The sequence below is a fragment of the Sphingomonas morindae genome (assembly GCF_023822065.1).
Classification (GTDB): domain Bacteria; phylum Pseudomonadota; class Alphaproteobacteria; order Sphingomonadales; family Sphingomonadaceae; genus Solisphingomonas; species Solisphingomonas morindae.
Genome location: NZ_CP084930.1, coordinates 1,512,064 through 1,527,531, shown reverse-complemented (window position 1 = coordinate 1,527,531; position 15,468 = coordinate 1,512,064). Strand labels below are relative to the sequence as shown.

Below are 15,468 nucleotides of genomic sequence, written 5' to 3'. Positions count from 1 at the left end.
GGAATGTCGGCCGACCGCTCCGGCGCATTACGAGGCTGACCGAGACGCCGGGCCCGCGCATCGTCCGCGCGGGGGGTGGCAATGGACGCGGCTCTGGCGGCCGCCGCGCGCGAGCTGATGCTCTTCGCCGTGGTGGGCATCCTGGTGGCCGGGCTGGACGATCTGGCGATCGACCTGGCCTGGCTGATGCGCGGCCTGGGACGCCGCCGGGCGTCGCGCCGCCGTCCTCCGCCGGCCACGCTCGCCGATCTCGCCCCCGATCGGCCGGGCCGGCTGGTGCTGTTCGTGCCCGCCTGGGGCGAGGCGCGCGTGATCGGCGCGATGGTGGCGACCGCCCGCGCCCGGCTGCGCCATCCCGACTGGCGCCTCTATATCGGCACCTATCCCAATGACCGGCCGACGCGGGTGGCGGTGCGCGCCGCCGCCGGCGGCGATCCGCGCATGCGGCTGGTGATCGGCGACCGTCCCGGGCCGACCACCAAGGCGAGTTGCCTCAACTGGCTGTGGCGCGCGCTCCGCGCCGATGAGGCGCGCACCGGGCGCCCGGCCAAGGCGGTGGTGCTGCATGACGCCGAGGATGAGGTGCATGGCGACGAGCTGGCACTGTTCGACGCGCTGATCGAGCGGTTCGACCTTGTCCAGCTGCCCGTCCACGCCGTGCCGGTGCGGCGGCGCGGCGCCTGGGCGCGGCTGGTATCGGGCCATTATGCGGGCGAGTTCGCCGAGGCGCACGGCAAGCTCCTGCCGATCCGCGCGGCGATGGGCGCGGCGCTGCCCTCCGCCGGCACGGGCTGCGCGCTCCGGCCCGCGATGCTCGCCCGGCTCGCCGGCGGCGGCGCCGGTCCGTTCGACGCGGACAGCCTCACCGAGGATTATGAACTCGGCCTGCGCGTGCGCGCACTGGGCGGGCGGAGCGCCTTTGTCCGCCTGCCGGCGCGGCCCGGCGCGCCGCCGGTGGCGGTGCGCGCCTGTTTTCCCGCCAGCCTCGCCGCCGCGACCAAGCAGAAGAGCCGCTGGATCGCGGGGATCGCGCTGTTCGGCTGGACCCGGCTGGGCTGGCGCGGCGGCCCGGCCGATCGCTGGATGCTGCTGCGCGACCGCCGGCCGCCGCTCGCCGCGCTGATCCTCTTCGCCGCCTATCTCGGTCCGCTGCTCGGCGCGATCGCGCGCGCGATCGGCGGCGGCCCGGCACCGGTTCCGCCACCGCCACTTATCGGCGCGACGCTGGCGCTGCTCGGCTGGCGGATGGCGGTGCGCGCCGGCTTCACCGCGCGCGACCATGGCTGGCGCCTCGCGCTGCTCACCCCTGTGCACCTCCTGATCGGCAATCTCGTGGCGATGGCGGCGAGCCTCCGCGCGATCGGCCTGTATCTGGCGCTGCGCCGCACCGGCCGCGTGCGCTGGGACAAGACCGAGCATGATTTTCCGGATCCGGACGCATGACGGCGGCCCGGCTGCCGCCGCTGCGCGCCCTGGCCCTGATCGTCACGCTCTGGATCGCGGGCCGGATCGTGCTGCGTCTCGCGGCCGGCGAGGAGACGCGGGCACGCCGTCCCGGCCTGGAGGCGGTGCGCCCCGTGGAGACGCGGAAGGCGACGCCGAAGCCGGGCGGCGCGCGGGGGCTGATCGCGCGGCGCGCCGGCGCGGCGGACATCCGCCTCGCGATCAGACCGGTGCGATCCCCGCCGGGCGCGCCTGGCGGTGCGCGCGGGGCGGGGGCCGGGCGGGACCGCGCCCGGCGCGAAAGGCCCGATCCCGCCGCAGCATGGGCGCGCGCGACGCGGCCGACGGGAGATGCGGCAGACGGCGCGCGATTCGCGGGCGCGGAGGAGGGGCGGGCCGGGGTTGCGGGGCAGGCTTCAGATCGGGCGGGCGCAGGGACCAGTGGGACGGTCGCGCCGGTGCGCTCCGCGCAGGCTGCGCCTCGAGACGTGGCGGAGGCGAGCGCGGGGGCGGATCCGGCCCGACGTCCAGCGCCCGATCGCGCCCCACGCTTGGCGGTGCGTGCTGGTCGCTCGGGAGAGGCGGCGGATGGTGCGCGATCAAGGGGCGCGGACGGTAGGGTGGGCGTCGTCGCGGCGGGAGAGGCTTCCACCCGGTCGCGCATCGCTCCGGCCGGACCCGCACCGGCGCCGGCCGCTCCGTCCGCGCCGTCCCGGGCGCCGACCGCAGCCGAGGCGATCGGCGCGGGATGGTCGGCGACCGTGCCGATCGCGCCCATGCCGCCGCTGGACGGCGATTTCGGCGCGCGGCCGGAGGCGCCGGCGCGCTATGGCGAGGATGCCGCGCGCCTCGCCCGGGCCCGGGCGCTGGAGGCCGGGCGCGCGCCGACCGAGGCGCTGCCGCCCGGGCCGGCGCCGGTCGCGGCGCGGCATCGGCCCGGACCTAGCCGCTGGCAGGGCGGGCTGTGGGTGCTGGTGCGGCCGCCCTCGGCGGTGACGCGGATCGCCGAGATCGGGGAGCTTGGCGGGAGCGAGGCGGGGATGCGGCTGACGCATCCGATCGGCAAGGGGCGGCGGCTGGCGGCCTCGCTGCGCGTCTCGCGCGCGCTCGCCGCGCCGCCTCAGGCCGAGATCGCGCCGGGGATCGACTGGCGCGTGCGGGCGAGGCTGCCCGTGCATCTGCTGGTGGAGCGGCGCGTTCCGCTGCGCGGCGGCGGCCCGGCGGATTGGGCGGCGCTGCTCGTCGCGGGGCTCCATCATCGGCCGCTGGCGCGCCGCCTCTGGCTGGATGGCTATGGCCAGGCCGGCCTGATCGGCACGGCGCGGCCGCGCGGCTTTGCCGATGGCGCGGCGCGACTCGGCCGTCCGCTCGCCACGCGCGGCCGAAGCGAGGTGGCGGCGACGCTCGGCCTTTGGGGGGCCGCCCAGCCGGGCGCGGCGCGCATCGATGCCGGTCCGGGCCTGGTGCTGCGCCTGCCGCTGGCCGGCGCGACGATGGGCGCCGCGCTCGACTGGCGGTTCCGCCTCGCCGGCCGCAGCCTGCCCGGGAGCGGCCCGGCGCTGACGCTGACGCTCGGCTTCTGAGGCGGGCCGGATCGCCCGGGCCCGACGCGGACGCTCTCCGACGGTGGTGGCGCTTCCACCGGCGGGGATCAGCGACTAGCCTGACGATGATGCATATCTATCTGCCGATCGCCGGGCTTTCGGTGAACATGCTGGTGATGGTGCTGCTCGGCGGCGGGGTCGGGCTGCTGTCGGGCATGTTCGGGGTCGGCGGCGGCTTCCTCACCACGCCGCTGCTGATCTTCTACGGCATTCCGCCCGCCGTCGCGGTCGCCTCCTCGGCCACCCAGATCACCGGGGCGAGCGTGTCGGGCGTGCTGGCGCAGGTGCGGCGCGGCGGCGTGGATTTCCGCATGGGCAGCGTGATGGTGGCGGGCGGCATTCTCGGCTCCGGCCTGGGCGCGCTGCTGTTCCGGCTGCTCCAGCGGCTCGGCCAGATCGATACGGTGATCGCGCTCACCTATGTGCTGCTGCTCGGATCGATCGGCGGCCTGATGGCGCACGAGGCGACCACCACCATCCTCGCGCAGCGGCGCGGCGCCAAGCCCCGGCGCAGCCAGCGCCGCCATCATCCGCTGATCGCCTGGCTGCCGATGCGCTGGCGCTTCTATCGCTCGGGCCTCTACATCTCGCCGCTCGCGCCCTTCCTGCTCGGCGCGCTGACCGGCGTGCTGACGGTGTCGCTCGGCGTCGGCGGCGGCTTCGTGATGGTGCCGGCGATGATCTATCTGCTCGGCATGTCGGCGCAGGTGGTGGTGGGCACCAGCCTGTTCCAGATCCTGTTCGTCACCGCCGCGACGACGATGATCCACGCCGTCACCACCCAGGCGGTGGATATCGTGCTGGCGCTGCTACTGCTGATCGGCTCGGCCACGGGCGCGCAGCTCGGCTCGCGCTTCGCGATGCGGCTGCGGCCGGAATGGCTGCGGCTGCTGCTCGCGCTGCTGGTGCTGATGGTGGCGGTGCGCATGGCGGTGGGGCTCACCTGGCAGCCGGGCGAGATCTTCAGCGTGGAACGCGGATGAGCCGGGCCGCCCGCCGGCTGGCGCCGGCGCTCGCCGCTCTGCTCTGCCTGGGCGCCGCCAAGCCGGTGCTGGTGCCCGACGTGTCGGACGATTCGGTGCGCATCCTCTACAGTTTCGCGGGCGACGAGCTGCTGCTGTTCGGCGCCATCCTCTATCCGGGCGGGATCATGCCCGACCGGCCGGCGGATATCGCGATCGTGCTCAAGGGTCCGACCGAATCGGTGATCGTGCGGCAGAAGCGCAAGATCGCGGGAATATGGGTGAATGCGGAGAGCGCGCGGTTCCGCTCCGCGCCCAGCTTCTACGCGGTGGCAAGCTCGCGCCCGATCGACCGGCTGGTGGATGCGCGCACCGCCTTCATCTACGAGCTGGGGCTGGACAGCCTGCAGATGTCGCCCGTGTCGGGCGCGCTACCGGAGGAGCAGCGGCGCTTCAAAGACGGGCTGATCGCGCTCAAGCGGCGCGCCGGCCTCTATCGCGAGGAGGCGGGCGGCGTGGCGATCCGCGATCATGTGCTCTACCGCGCGCGCATCGCCATTCCGGCGCGGGTACCGGTGGGGCGCTACACCGCCGAGACCTTCCTGATCCAGGACGGGCGCGTGGTGGCGGCGGCGGTGCGCGAGGTGCGCGTCGCCAAGACGGGGTTCGAGCGGCTGGTGGCGCAGGCGGCGCGGCGCTGGTCGATCGCCTATGGGCTGGTGGCGGTGGCGCTCTCGCTGGTCATCGGCTGGGGCGCGGGCGCGCTGTTCCGCCGGATCTGAACCGAAATTTTACCCCTGCCGCCTAGCCATCAGCACGGTAGCGCGTGGCTTGGAGAGAGTGGGATGATCGGCACGGACATGCTTGAGGCCGCGCCGGCGCCGGCGGCGGCCGAGGACCGCGCGATCGGCTTCGTGCTCGATGTCGCCGGCGGCGGCGCCAAGATCCTGCTCCGCCTCGCCCGGCTGCACGCGCTCGACGGCGCCGCCGGCGGCCGCGCGGGCGAGGTGGGCGCGCAGGTCAAGATCCGCACCGGCGCGCTCTGGGTGGTGGGCACGGTGCGCAGCCTCACGCTGGATCGCACCGATCCCGACCAGGCGATCGCCGAGCTCGATTTTCTCGGCGAGGCGCCGGTCGGCGATGGGCCGGGGCTGCGCGACTTCCGTCGCGGCGTGACGCGCTATCCGCTGCCGGGGGCGGCGGTGATCGCCACCGATCCGGCCGATCTGCGCGCGATCTTCGCCGCCGACGAGCGGCCGCACATCGAGATCGGCATGGTGCATCCCAGCGCCGATGTGCGCGCCGCGCTGCAGATCGATGCGCTGCTCGGCCGCCATTTCGCGCTGGTCGGCTCCACCGGCACCGGCAAATCGACCAGCCTCGCGCTGATCCTGCACCGCATCTGCGAGGCGGCGCCGGACGGCCATGTCGTGATGATCGATCCCCATGGCGAATATGCCGCCGCCTTCGACGGCTATGGCGAGCTGTTCGACGTGGAGAATCTGGCGCTTCCCTACTGGCTGATGAATTTCGAGGAGCATGCCGAGATCATGCTGACGGTGAGCGGGCCGGAGCGGCAGCGCGACCTCGAGGTGCTGGGCCGCTGCCTGCTCGCCGCGCGCCAGAAGAGCCGGCTCGCCGAGGGGATGAGCAAGGTGACGGTGGACAGCCCCTTGCCCTATCTTCTCTCCGATCTGGTCGCGATCGTGGTGCAGGATATGGGCAAGCTGGAGCGCGCGGGCGACACCGGCGCGCATGTCCGGATCAAGACGCGGCTGGACGAGCTCCGCTCCGATCCGCGCTTCGCCTTCATGTTCTCCGGCATGCTGGTGGGCGATACCATGGCCTCGACGCTGGCGCGGCTGTTCCGCCTGCCGACGCGCGGCAAGCCGATCTCGATCATCGACGTGTCCGGCGTGCCGTCGGAGGTGACGTCGGTGGTGGTCGCGCTGCTGTCGCGGCTGGTGTTCGACTATGCCATCTGGGCGCGACACGAACAGACCCGGCCGATCCTGCTCGTCTGCGAGGAGGCGCATCGCTACGTGCCCTCGGAGCGGGTGTCGAGCGGCGCCGCGGTCCGCCGCGTGCTGGAGCGGATCGCCAAGGAGGGGCGGAAATATGGCGTGGCGCTGGGGCTTGTCACCCAGCGCCCGTCCGATCTCGCCGAGGGCGTGCTCTCGCAATGCGGGACGATCATCGCGATGCGGCTCAACAATGAGCGCGATCAGGCGCATGTCCGCGCGGCCATGCCCGAGGGCGCGCGCGGCTTCCTCGATATGGTGCCGGCGCTGCGCAACCGCGAATGCATCGTCTGCGGCGAGGGCGTGTCGGTGCCGGTGCGCGTCTCGCTGGACACGCTGGACAAGGGGCGGCGTCCCGCCTCGGGCGATCCGCTCTTCTCCGATCTGTGGCGCGGCTCGGGCGAGGAGGAGGAGACGATCGCCCGCGTGATCAACCGTTGGCGCCGCCAGGGGCGCTGACGGGGAGCGTGGCCAGCCGGGCGAAGGCGGCGCGGAAGGCGGGCAGCGCCGCCGCGCCGAGCCGGACCGTGCGGGTGAGCGGCGCGGTGCGCGGATCGATCGCCACGCCATCGCGGAACAGCTCGAAATGGAGATGCGGCCCGGTCGAGAGGCCGGTGGAGCCGACATAGCCGATCAACATGCCCTGGCGCACGCGCTCGCCGGGACGCACCAGGATGCGGCTGAGATGGCCATAGCCGCTCACCAGCGCCGGATCGTGCCGGATCTGCACATAATTGCCATGGCCGCCATGCCAGCCGGCAAAGCCGACTTGGCCATCCTCCGCCGCCACTACCGGCGTTCCGGCGGGCGCGGCGAGATCGACCCCTTGGTGCATCCGGCTGTAGCCGAGGATCGGGTGGAGGCGCATGCCGAAGCCCGAGCTGAGCTGGCCGGCGACGGGCCAGGCGAGGCCGGCGCGAGCGGGGCCGCGCCCCTGCGCGTCGAACCAATTCTCGGTACCGTCCGCATCCGTCCAGCGGGCGAGGCGGAGGCGCTCGCCGTCATGCTCCAGCCCCGCCGCGAGCAGCCGGCCCGGCGCGCCGACGCCATCGGCGGCGCGGACATAGGCGAGCACCATCTCGCACCGATCCTCGGGGCGCAGCGCCTCGATCGCAACATGCTGCGCGATCGCGCGAAGATAGTCGGCCAGGGCGGGCAGCGGCACGCCGGCATCGCGCGCGGCATGGTAGAGGCTGCGCCCGATCGGCAGCGACAGGCGCAGCGCCCCGCTCTGCAGCGCCAGCCGGCGGCTTTCCAGCACGAGGCTTCCGGCCTGGGGGCGGACGCGCAGCCGCAGCGCGAGGCTGGGACGCAGCTCGGCGAGCGCCAGCGCGCGGCCACCCCCGGGCCGGGCGGCGCCGAGGCTCAGCGTGAGCGGGGCGGGGCGGGCAAGCCCCGCCTGGGCGGGCGCGAGCAGCGCCGCCGCGCGCGCCGCCTCGACCGGCGCAACCCCGGCCGCCATCAGCAGCGCGGGCAGCGCGGTCTCGGCGCTCACGATCAGGCGCAGGCGCGCGGCCGGGGCGGGGGCCGGCGCGATCCGGGGCGGGGCGGAGCGCGGCGCGGCCGGCGCGGGACGGGGCGGGACGAGCGCCTCCGGTCCGGGCGCGACATGCAGCAGCGTGCCGATCATCGCGGCGAGCGTGGCGAGACCGCGCCACCAGACGGGCGAGCCGATCTCGGCGCCGAGATCGACGCACAGGCCCTGGCTGCCGCCCGCGCGGCGGCCGGCGACGGGCGGGCGGCGCCGGACGCGACCCGCCATGTCCCCCGCCGTGCGCGCCTCTTGCTGCATAGATCGTCCCGCAAAACCGATCCGTGCTTGTGCCCCGACAGGGTTAAGGCGGCCCTAAGCCTGGCGGCGGCGTTCGACCAAGGATGAAGCGAGTCCCGCGCGCGCCGAGCCGGTCTTGCCAACCGGCCGCGCAGTCGCCACCTTGGGTGCAGGATGGGCAACGCTCCTGATGGCCGGCTGATCGCCGTGCTGGGCCCGACCAACACGGGCAAGACGCATCTCGCGATCGAGCGGATGTGCGGCCATTCTTCCGGTCTCATGGGGTTCCCGCTGCGGCTGCTGGCGCGCGAGGTCTATGACCGCGTGGTCAAGCAGAAGGGCGAGGCACAGGTCGCGCTGGTGACGGGCGAGGAAAAGATCGTGCCGCCCACGGCGCGCTACTTCCTCACCACCGCCGAGAGCATGCCGCTGGATCGCGACTTCGCCTTTGTCGCGCTGGACGAGGCGCAGCTCGGCACCGATCCCGAGCGCGGCCATGTCTTCACCGATCGGCTGCTGCGCGCGCGCGGGCGCGAGGAGACGATGATCCTCGGCTCCGAGAGCCTGCGGCCGATGCTGCGCGCGCTGGTGCCCGGCGCCGAGATCACCGGCCGGCCGCGCTTTTCCACCCTCTCCTATGCCGGCCCGAAGAAATTGTCGCGCCTGCCCAAGCGTTCGGTGATCGTCGCCTTCTCGGCGGAGGAGGTCTATGCCGTCGCCGAGATGCTGCGGCGGCTGCGCGGCGGCGCGGCGGTGGTGATGGGCGCGCTGAGCCCGCGCACGCGCAACGCGCAGGTCGCCATGTATCAGGCGGGCGAGGTGGATTATCTCGTCGCCACCGACGCGATCGGCATGGGGCTGAACATGGATGTCGCCCATGTCGCCTTCGCCTCGCTACGCAAGTTCGACGGCCGCCGCAGCCGCCGCCTGACGGTGCCCGAAATGGCGCAGATCGCGGGCCGCGCCGGCCGCCACCAGCGCGACGGCAGCTTCGGCACGCTCGGCAGCGAGGGGGGCGGCGGTGCGCTGTTCGAGCCCGACGAGGTGTTCGCGATCGAGAATCACCAGTTCCCGCCGCTCGATCATCTCTACTGGCGCACCGGCCTGCCCGATTTCCGCGGCGTCGACGCGCTGATCGCCAGCCTGGAGGCGCGGCCCGACCGGCCCGGCCTGCGCGCGGCGCCGCAATCCACCGATCTCGCCGTGCTCAAGCGGCTGGCGGGCGAGCCCGACATGGCGCATCGCGCGCGCGGCGCGGCGATGACCAAGCGGCTATGGGATGCCTGCGGCCTGCCCGATTTCCGCAAGACCGGACCCGAGCATCACGCCCGGCTGGTGGCGCGGATCTTCCAGCATCTCAGCGAGGGCGACCGCCGCATCCCCGCCGGCTGGTTCGCCGACGAGCTGGCGCGGCTCGATACGGTGCAGGGCGATGTCGAGACGCTCGCCGATCGCATCGCGGCGGCGCGGACCTGGGCCTATATCGCGCATCGCGCCGATTGGCTGGCGGAGCCGGGCCATTGGGCCGACCGCACCCGCGCGCTCGAGGAGAAATTGTCCGACGCGCTGCACGACCGGCTGACCCAGCGCTTCGTGGATCGCCGCACCTCGGTGCTGCTGCGCGACCTGTCCGCGCGCGGCGCCGACATGCTGCCGGTGACGATCACCGAGGCGGGCCAGGTGCTGGTCGCGGACGAGGCGATCGGCCATCTCACCGGCTTCCGCTTCGTCGCCGACGCCGCCGCGCGCCATGCCGATATGAAGCGGCTGCTCGCCGCCGCCGAACGCCGGCTCGGCACCGAGCTGGCGCGCCGCGCCGCCGCGCTGATCGAGGATGGCGACGAGGCCTTCACGCTCGCCACCGATATCGGCCGGCCGGTGGCGATCTTCTGGCGGGGCGATGTCGTCGCCCGGCTCGGCCGCGGCAAGGCGCTCACCGAGCCGCGCATCACGCTGCACCGCACGCTGGATCCGCTTTCCCCCGAGCAGCGCGGCGCGGTGGCGGCGCGGCTGCGGAGCTGGCTCGACGCGCAGATCGGCCGCCATCTCGCACCGCTCGTTACGATCAGCGCCGCCGCGCGCGATGCGGCGACGCCGGCGCTGGTGCGCGCGCTGCTGGTGCCGCTGGCGGATGGCGGGGGCGTGGTGGCCCGCGAGCAGGTGGCCGCCGCGCTGCCGCCGCTCGACCGGCCGCAGCGCCACGCGGTCGGTCGGCTCGGGCTGCGCATCGGCACGCTCGATCTGTTCGTGCCGGCGCTGCTCAAGCCCGAGCCGATCCGCTGGCGGCTGGCGCTCGCCGCCGCGCGCGACGAGGCGATGATGCCGCCGCTGCCGCCGGCGGGCGCGGCGATGATCGATCGCCCCGGCCCGCTGCTGGCGGGCGCGGCGCGGCGCGCGGGCTTCCGGCTGCTGGGCGACCAGATGCTGCGCGTCGATCTGGTCGAGCGGCTTGCCCGCCAGGCGCATGACGCGCGCGAGGGCAAGCGGCCCTTCGTGCCCGATGCCTCGCTGTCCACCTCGCTCGGCCTCAAGCCCCCCGCCGTCGCGCGGCTGATGCGGCTGCTCGGCTTCGCCCAGCACCGCGCCGGCCATGACAGCGCCATCGCCTGGCTGTGGCGGGGCCGCCGGCCGGAACGGCCGGGCCCGGCGCCGCGCCCGCAGCGCCCCGGCAACGCCTTTGGTTCGCTCGCCTCACTCCTGGCTCCGGAAGGAACGCATGGCTGAAACCTCGATCCGGCTCGATCGCTTCCTGTGGTTCGCGCGCTTCGCCAAGACGCGCAGCCTCGCCCAGAGCATTGTGGGCGAAGGCCATGTCCGGATCGATGGCCGTCCGGTGAGCAAGCCGGCGGCGGCGGTGCGGGTCGGCTCGATATTGGGCCTGCCGATCGGCGGCGATGTCCGCATCGTCCGGGTGGAGGCGCTGCCGCAGCGGCGCGGCCCGGCGCCCGAGGCGCAGGCCTGCTACACGGAACTAGGCGCGGCCGGTTGACCCGGTGCGGCACTGCCACTAGCAGGGCCCGTCCATTGTCCGCCTGAAGAGTTAGCCCCGCATGACCTACGTCGTCACCGATGCCTGCATCCGCTGCAAGTATATGGATTGCGTCGAGGTATGTCCGGTGGACTGCTTCTACGAGGGCGACAATATGCTCGTCATCAACCCCAATGAGTGCATCGATTGCGGGGTGTGCGAGCCGGAATGCCCGGCTGAGGCGATCCTGCCCGATACCGAGAGCGGGCTCGAGCAGTGGCTCGAGCTGAACGCCAGCTTCTCGGCGCAATGGCCCAACATCACGCGCAAGCGCGACGCGCCGGCCGATGCCGATTCCTTCAAGGCGGTCGAGGGCAAATATGAGAAGTTCTTCTCGCCCGAACCCGGCCAGGGCGACTGACCCGCGCTTTTCCGGGCGGAGCGCCTACCATTCGATCCTTAATTGTGGTATAAGGCCTACCCGTCGGGGGATGGCCTTTTCCGTCGTGCGGGGAACAGGCCATCCCTCTTTGACGTGGGTGGCCGGTGCATTGCCCCGTGGCCGCGCGGCCATGGCGTCGCGTGGATTGCGCGGAATCGCCGGCTTAATTCCGGAAAGGTACACAATGGCTGCCAAGGCGCTGATTTTCGACGTCGGCGACTATGTCGTCTATCCCAAGCACGGCGTCGGGCGCGTGATCGAACTGCAAAGCCAGGAGATCGCGGGCGCTAAACTGGAACTTTACGTGCTCCGGTTCGAGAAGGAGCGCATGACTCTGCGCGTGCCCACCAACAAGGCCGAGTCGGTGGGGATGCGCAAGCTGTCCTCCTCCGTCACGCTGCAGGAGGCGCTCACCACGCTGAAGGGCAAGCCCAAGGTGAAGCGCACCATGTGGTCGCGCCGCGCGCAGGAATATGAGGCGAAGATCAACTCCGGCGATCTCGTCTCGATCGCCGAGGTAGTGCGCGATCTGTTCCGCGCCGACGATCAGCCCGAGCAGAGCTATTCCGAGCGGCAGATCTTCGAGGGGGCGACCAGCCGCCTCGCGCGGGAACTGGCCGCGATGGAAGAGACCGACGAGACCCGCGCGCAGGAGAAGATCCTCGAGATCCTCCGCGAAGCCGCGGCGATCCACAATAAATAGCATCATGGTCCGGTAAATGTGGAAAAGGGCGGCCGTTCGCGCCGCCCTTTTTCGTATCGGCCCCACGGGCGGCGCCCGCAGGGCCGGCCTTCAGCCGCGCAGCGTCGCGCCCAGCTTGGCGGCGGCCGCCACCACCCTGTCGGCGATCGCCTTCAGATCCGCCTCGGCGAAGCTCTTGTCCTGCGGCTGGAGCAGCACCTCCACCGCCAACGATTTCATCCCCTCGCCGACGCCCGCGCCGGTGAAGACATCGAACAGCCGGACCTGGGTGATCGCCTGCTTGTCCGCGCCCGCCACCGCGCGCAGCAGCTTGTCCGCGGGCACCGCCTCGGGCAGCAGGAAGGCGAAATCGCGCCGCACCGGCTGGAGCGGCGGCGGCGCATAGCCGGCGCGCGCCCGGCCGCTCTCCCGCCGCGCGGGAATCGCATCGAGATAGAGTTCGGCGGCGACCAGCGGCCCCTCCACATCGAGCGCGCGCAGCGTATCGGGATGCAGCTCGCCGAAGCGCGCCAGCACCATCTTGGGCCCGAGCCCGAGTTGGCCCGAGCGGCCGGGATGCCAGTGCGGGCCGCCGGGACCGACGAGCTGGAGCCGTTCCACCGGCACCCCGGCGGCGGCGAGCAGGGCGATCGCCTCCGCCTTGGCGTCATAGGCGTCGGCGGGGCGGGCGCGGCCCGTCCGCCAGTCGCGCGGGCTCGCCTCGCCGGCGATCAGCACCGCCAGCGTCGGCCGCTCGCCCTCGTCCAGATAGCGCCGGCCAAGCTCGAACAGGCGCACGCCGGTGGCGCCGCGATCGCGGTTGCGCTGGGCGGCGCGGGCCAGGCCGGGCAGCAGCGAGGGCCGCATCACCTTCAGCTCCTCGCTGATCGGATTGGCGAGCGTCCAGCTGCCGCCGCCCATGGCAGACGCCTCCTTGTCCGACAGGAAGCTCCACGTCACCGCCTCGCAGAAGCCGCGCGCGGCGGCGGCGCGACGCAGCCGGCGCTCCAGCCTCTGCTCGGGGCTGGCGGTGGGCCGCGCCACGCCGGCCGCGCGCGGCAGCGGCGTGGCGGGCACCTTCTCCAGACCATGGAGACGGATCACCTCCTCGACCAGATCGGCGGCGCCATCCACGTCGCGGCGCCAGCTCGGCACCGTCACCGTCCAGTCCGGCCCGATCGCGAAGCCGAGCCGCTCGAGCAGCGCGCGCTGTGTCTCCTCCGGCACGTCCAGCCCGGCAAGGGCGAGGCATTTCGCCGGATCATAGGCGATGCGGCGCGATGCGAGCGGCGGCGTGCCGGCGCGGACGGGCGCGCTCGCCACGCCGCCGCACAGATCCAGCACCAGCCCGGTGGCGATGGCGAGCGCATCGTCGAGAAAGGCGGGATCGACCCCGCGCTCGAAGCGGCTCCGCGCATCGGAGCCAAGGCCCAGCGCCTGGCCGGTGAGGGCGATCGTATCCGGATCGAAATAGGCGCACTCGATCACGATCTCGCGCGTGTCGGCGGACACGCCGCTCTCCTCGCCGCCCATGATGCCGCCGATATCGTGCACCGCGCGCTCATCGGCAATCACCGTCATGCGGTCGCCGAGCGTGTAGCGCTTGCCGTTGAGCGCCAGCACGGTTTCGCCCGCGCGCGCGCGACGCGCGACCAGCCGCGCGCCGAGCTTGGCGCGATCATAGACGTGCAGCGGACGGCCGAGATCGAACATCAGGAAATTGGTGATATCGACCAGCGCCGAGATCGGCCGCTGGCCGATGCTCTTCAGCCGCCGCTCGAGCCAGGCGGGGGAGGCCGGATTGCGCAGGCCCGCGACGGTGCGGCCATACAGCGCCGGGCAGCCCGCCGCGTCCTCGGTATCGATCGCGATGCTGGCCGGCCCTTCGGCGGTGATGGACGGCACCGCCAGCGGCCGCAGCCGGCCAAGCCCGAAGGCGGCGAGATCGCGCGCGATGCCGCGCACGCCCATGCAATCCTGACGGTTGGGCGTGATCGCGACATCGAACAGCGGATCGTCCAGCCCCGCCCATTCGGCATAGGCGGTGCCGACCGGCGCGTCCGCCGGCAGTTCGACGATGCCGTCATGATCCTCGCCGAGCTCCAATTCCCGGAACGAGCACATCATGCCGTTCGATTCGACACCCCGGATCGCGGCGACCTTGAGCGTGATGCCCGGCCCCGGCACATAGGCGCCCGGCGGTCCGAAAATGCCGACCAGCCCGGCACGCGCATTGGGCGCGCCGCACACCACCTGGAGCGGCCCGCCGCCGGCATCGACCGACAGGACCTGCAGCTTATCCGCCTGGGGATGCGGCGCGGCGGTGAGCACGCGCGCGATGGTGAAGGCGCGCAGCGCATCGGCGGGGTTGGAGACGCTCTCCACCTCCAGCCCGATCCGCGTCAGCGCATCGGCCACCCGCGCGGCGTCCGCCTCGGTATCGAGATGGCTCTTCAGCCAGGATAGGGTGAACTTCACGCGCCGACTCCCCCACTCAGCGTCGGCACGTCGAGCGCGCCGAAGCCATAATGCCGCAACCACCGGAGATCGCCGTCGAAGAAGGCGCGCAGATCATCCATGCCATATTTCAGCATCGCCAGCCGATCGATCCCGCAGCCAAAGGCGAAGCCCTGCCACTGCTCCGGATCCAGCCCGCAGGCGGCGATCACCTTGGGATGCACCATGCCGGAGCCGAGAATCTCCATCCAGCCATCGGGCTCGTTGCCGCCGATCACGCGCTTTCCGCCGATCAGCTGATAGCCCACATCCACCTCCATCGAGGGCTCGGTGAAGGGGAAATAGCTGGGCCGCAGCCGCAGCACGATGTCGTCGCGCTCGAAATAGGCGCGGACGAACGTCTCCAGCGTCCATTTCAGATGGCCGAGCGTGATGCCGCGATCGATCACCAGCCCTTCCACCTGGTGGAACATGGGCGTGTGGGTGGCATCCGAATCGCTGCGATAGGTGCGGCCGGGCGCGATGATGCGGATCGGCACCGCGCCCTGCACCATGGTGCGGATCTGCACCGGCGAAGTGTGGGTGCGCAGCAGCATCTTGCGCCCGGACTCGTCGGTCCGGTCGAAATAGAAAGTGTCGTGCATCGCCCGCGCGGGATGCGCGTCGGGAATGTTGAGCGCGGTGAAATTGTGCCAGTCGTCCTCGATCTCGGGACCGGTGGCGACGGCGAAGCCGAGATCGGCGAAAATCTCCGCCAGCTCGTCCATCACCTGGCTCACCGGGTGGATGCTGCCGCGCTCGCCCGGCTCGACCGGCAGCGAGAGATCCAGCGTCTCCGCCGCCAGCCGCGCGTCGAGCGCGGCGCGCTCGAAACCGGTCTTGCGCGCCTGCAGCGCCGCCGCCACCGCCTCGCGCAGCCCCTGGATGGCGGGCGCGCGCGCGAGCCGCTCCTCGGGGCTCATCGCGCCCAGCGTCTTGAGCAGGGCCGTCACCACGCCCTGCTTGCCAAGCGCATGGATGCGCGCGGCTTCCAGCGCCTCGGCGCTGTCGGCGGCGGCGATGCGGGCGAGCAGCTCTTCCTGCAAGGGATCGATCTCAGTCATGCGCGCGTGCCTAGA

Annotated in this window: 12 protein-coding genes; 9 read left to right on the top strand and 3 right to left on the bottom strand. The window is 72.7% G+C overall.

From position 1 onward, the window contains the following. Window positions 1–81 precede the first annotated feature (81 nt). The 5 genes from LHA26_RS07445 (at window position 82) to LHA26_RS07425 (ending at window position 6,489) form a co-directional block, all read left to right on the top strand. Complete coding sequence (locus tag LHA26_RS07445; protein ID WP_252168080.1) at window positions 82–1,443, top strand: glycosyl transferase family protein; 1,362 nt, start codon at window positions 82–84, stop codon at window positions 1,441–1,443. 761 nt (window positions 1,444–2,204) lie between these two features. Further along, window positions 2,205–3,026 (top strand): hypothetical protein, encoded by an 822-nt coding sequence (locus LHA26_RS07440; protein WP_252168079.1) that lies wholly within the window; start codon window positions 2,205–2,207, stop codon window positions 3,024–3,026. Window positions 3,027–3,115: 89 nt separating this feature from the next. Next, window positions 3,116–4,030, top strand: coding sequence for a sulfite exporter TauE/SafE family protein (locus LHA26_RS07435; protein WP_252168317.1), 915 nt, complete (start codon window positions 3,116–3,118; stop codon window positions 4,028–4,030). Further along, window positions 4,027–4,791: a TIGR02186 family protein gene (locus tag LHA26_RS07430; protein WP_252168078.1), complete on the top strand. Its 765-nt coding sequence runs from the start codon at window positions 4,027–4,029 to the stop codon at window positions 4,789–4,791. The genes LHA26_RS07435 and LHA26_RS07430 overlap by 4 nt, the downstream gene beginning before the upstream one ends. A gap of 63 nt (window positions 4,792–4,854) precedes the next feature. After that, window positions 4,855–6,489 (top strand): ATP-binding protein, encoded by a 1,635-nt coding sequence (locus LHA26_RS07425; RefSeq protein ID WP_252168077.1) that lies wholly within the window; start codon window positions 4,855–4,857, stop codon window positions 6,487–6,489. Here the strand turns inward: LHA26_RS07425 and LHA26_RS07420 are convergent. Next, window positions 6,461–7,792: a M23 family metallopeptidase gene (locus LHA26_RS07420; protein WP_252168076.1), complete on the bottom strand. Its 1,332-nt coding sequence runs from the start codon at window positions 7,790–7,792 to the stop codon at window positions 6,461–6,463. The two genes, LHA26_RS07425 and LHA26_RS07420, sit on opposite strands and share 29 nt — an antisense overlap. Window positions 7,793–7,975: 183 nt before the next feature. On the opposite strand from LHA26_RS07420, the gene LHA26_RS07415 reads away from it, so the two are divergent. From LHA26_RS07415 to LHA26_RS07400, 4 genes are all read left to right on the top strand, one after another. Next, window positions 7,976–10,525 carry a helicase-related protein gene (locus LHA26_RS07415; protein WP_252168075.1) on the top strand — a complete coding sequence of 850 codons (2,550 nt, stop codon included), beginning with the start codon at window positions 7,976–7,978 and terminating at the stop codon, window positions 10,523–10,525. Further along, on the top strand, window positions 10,518–10,790 hold the full coding sequence (locus LHA26_RS07410; protein ID WP_252168074.1) for an RNA-binding S4 domain-containing protein: 273 nt from the start codon (window positions 10,518–10,520) through the stop codon (window positions 10,788–10,790). Before LHA26_RS07415 ends, LHA26_RS07410 begins: the two co-directional genes overlap by 8 nt. Window positions 10,791–10,851: 61 nt before the next feature. Next, a complete protein-coding gene (fdxA, locus tag LHA26_RS07405) occupies window positions 10,852–11,190 on the top strand; it encodes a ferredoxin FdxA (RefSeq protein ID WP_252168073.1) in 339 nt (112 codons plus the stop codon). Window positions 11,191–11,395: 205 nt separating this feature from the next. Continuing rightward, a complete protein-coding gene (locus LHA26_RS07400) occupies window positions 11,396–11,914 on the top strand; it encodes a CarD family transcriptional regulator (protein WP_252168316.1) in 519 nt (172 codons plus the stop codon). A gap of 90 nt (window positions 11,915–12,004) precedes the next feature. Here LHA26_RS07400 and pheT read toward each other — a convergent pair whose 3' ends face one another. After that, window positions 12,005–14,371 (bottom strand): phenylalanine--tRNA ligase subunit beta, encoded by a 2,367-nt coding sequence (pheT, locus tag LHA26_RS07395; protein ID WP_252168072.1) that lies wholly within the window; start codon window positions 14,369–14,371, stop codon window positions 12,005–12,007. Further along, window positions 14,368–15,453: a phenylalanine--tRNA ligase subunit alpha gene (gene pheS / locus LHA26_RS07390; protein WP_252168071.1), complete on the bottom strand. Its 1,086-nt coding sequence runs from the start codon at window positions 15,451–15,453 to the stop codon at window positions 14,368–14,370. The genes pheT and pheS overlap by 4 nt, the downstream gene beginning before the upstream one ends. Between the last annotated feature and the right edge of the window lie 15 nt (window positions 15,454–15,468).

Excerpts from the sequence above, each read along its gene's own strand:
- LHA26_RS07445 (WP_252168080.1), top strand. The coding sequence starts at position 82 with ATGGACGCGGCTCTGGCGGCCGCCGCGCGCGAGCTGATGCTCTTCGCC.
- LHA26_RS07435 (WP_252168317.1), top strand. The coding sequence starts at position 3,116 with ATGCATATCTATCTGCCGATCGCCGGGCTTTCGGTGAACATGCTGGTG.
- LHA26_RS07430 (WP_252168078.1), top strand. The coding sequence starts at position 4,027 with ATGAGCCGGGCCGCCCGCCGGCTGGCGCCGGCGCTCGCCGCTCTGCTC.
- LHA26_RS07425 (WP_252168077.1), top strand. The coding sequence starts at position 4,855 with ATGATCGGCACGGACATGCTTGAGGCCGCGCCGGCGCCGGCGGCGGCC.
- LHA26_RS07420 (WP_252168076.1), bottom strand. The coding sequence starts at position 7,792 with ATGGCGGGTCGCGTCCGGCGCCGCCCGCCCGTCGCCGGCCGCCGCGCG.
- LHA26_RS07415 (WP_252168075.1), top strand. The coding sequence starts at position 7,976 with ATGGGCAACGCTCCTGATGGCCGGCTGATCGCCGTGCTGGGCCCGACC.
- LHA26_RS07410 (WP_252168074.1), top strand. The coding sequence starts at position 10,518 with ATGGCTGAAACCTCGATCCGGCTCGATCGCTTCCTGTGGTTCGCGCGC.
- fdxA (WP_252168073.1), top strand. The coding sequence starts at position 10,852 with ATGACCTACGTCGTCACCGATGCCTGCATCCGCTGCAAGTATATGGAT.
- LHA26_RS07400 (WP_252168316.1), top strand. The coding sequence starts at position 11,396 with ATGGCTGCCAAGGCGCTGATTTTCGACGTCGGCGACTATGTCGTCTAT.
- pheS (WP_252168071.1), bottom strand. The coding sequence starts at position 15,453 with ATGACTGAGATCGATCCCTTGCAGGAAGAGCTGCTCGCCCGCATCGCC.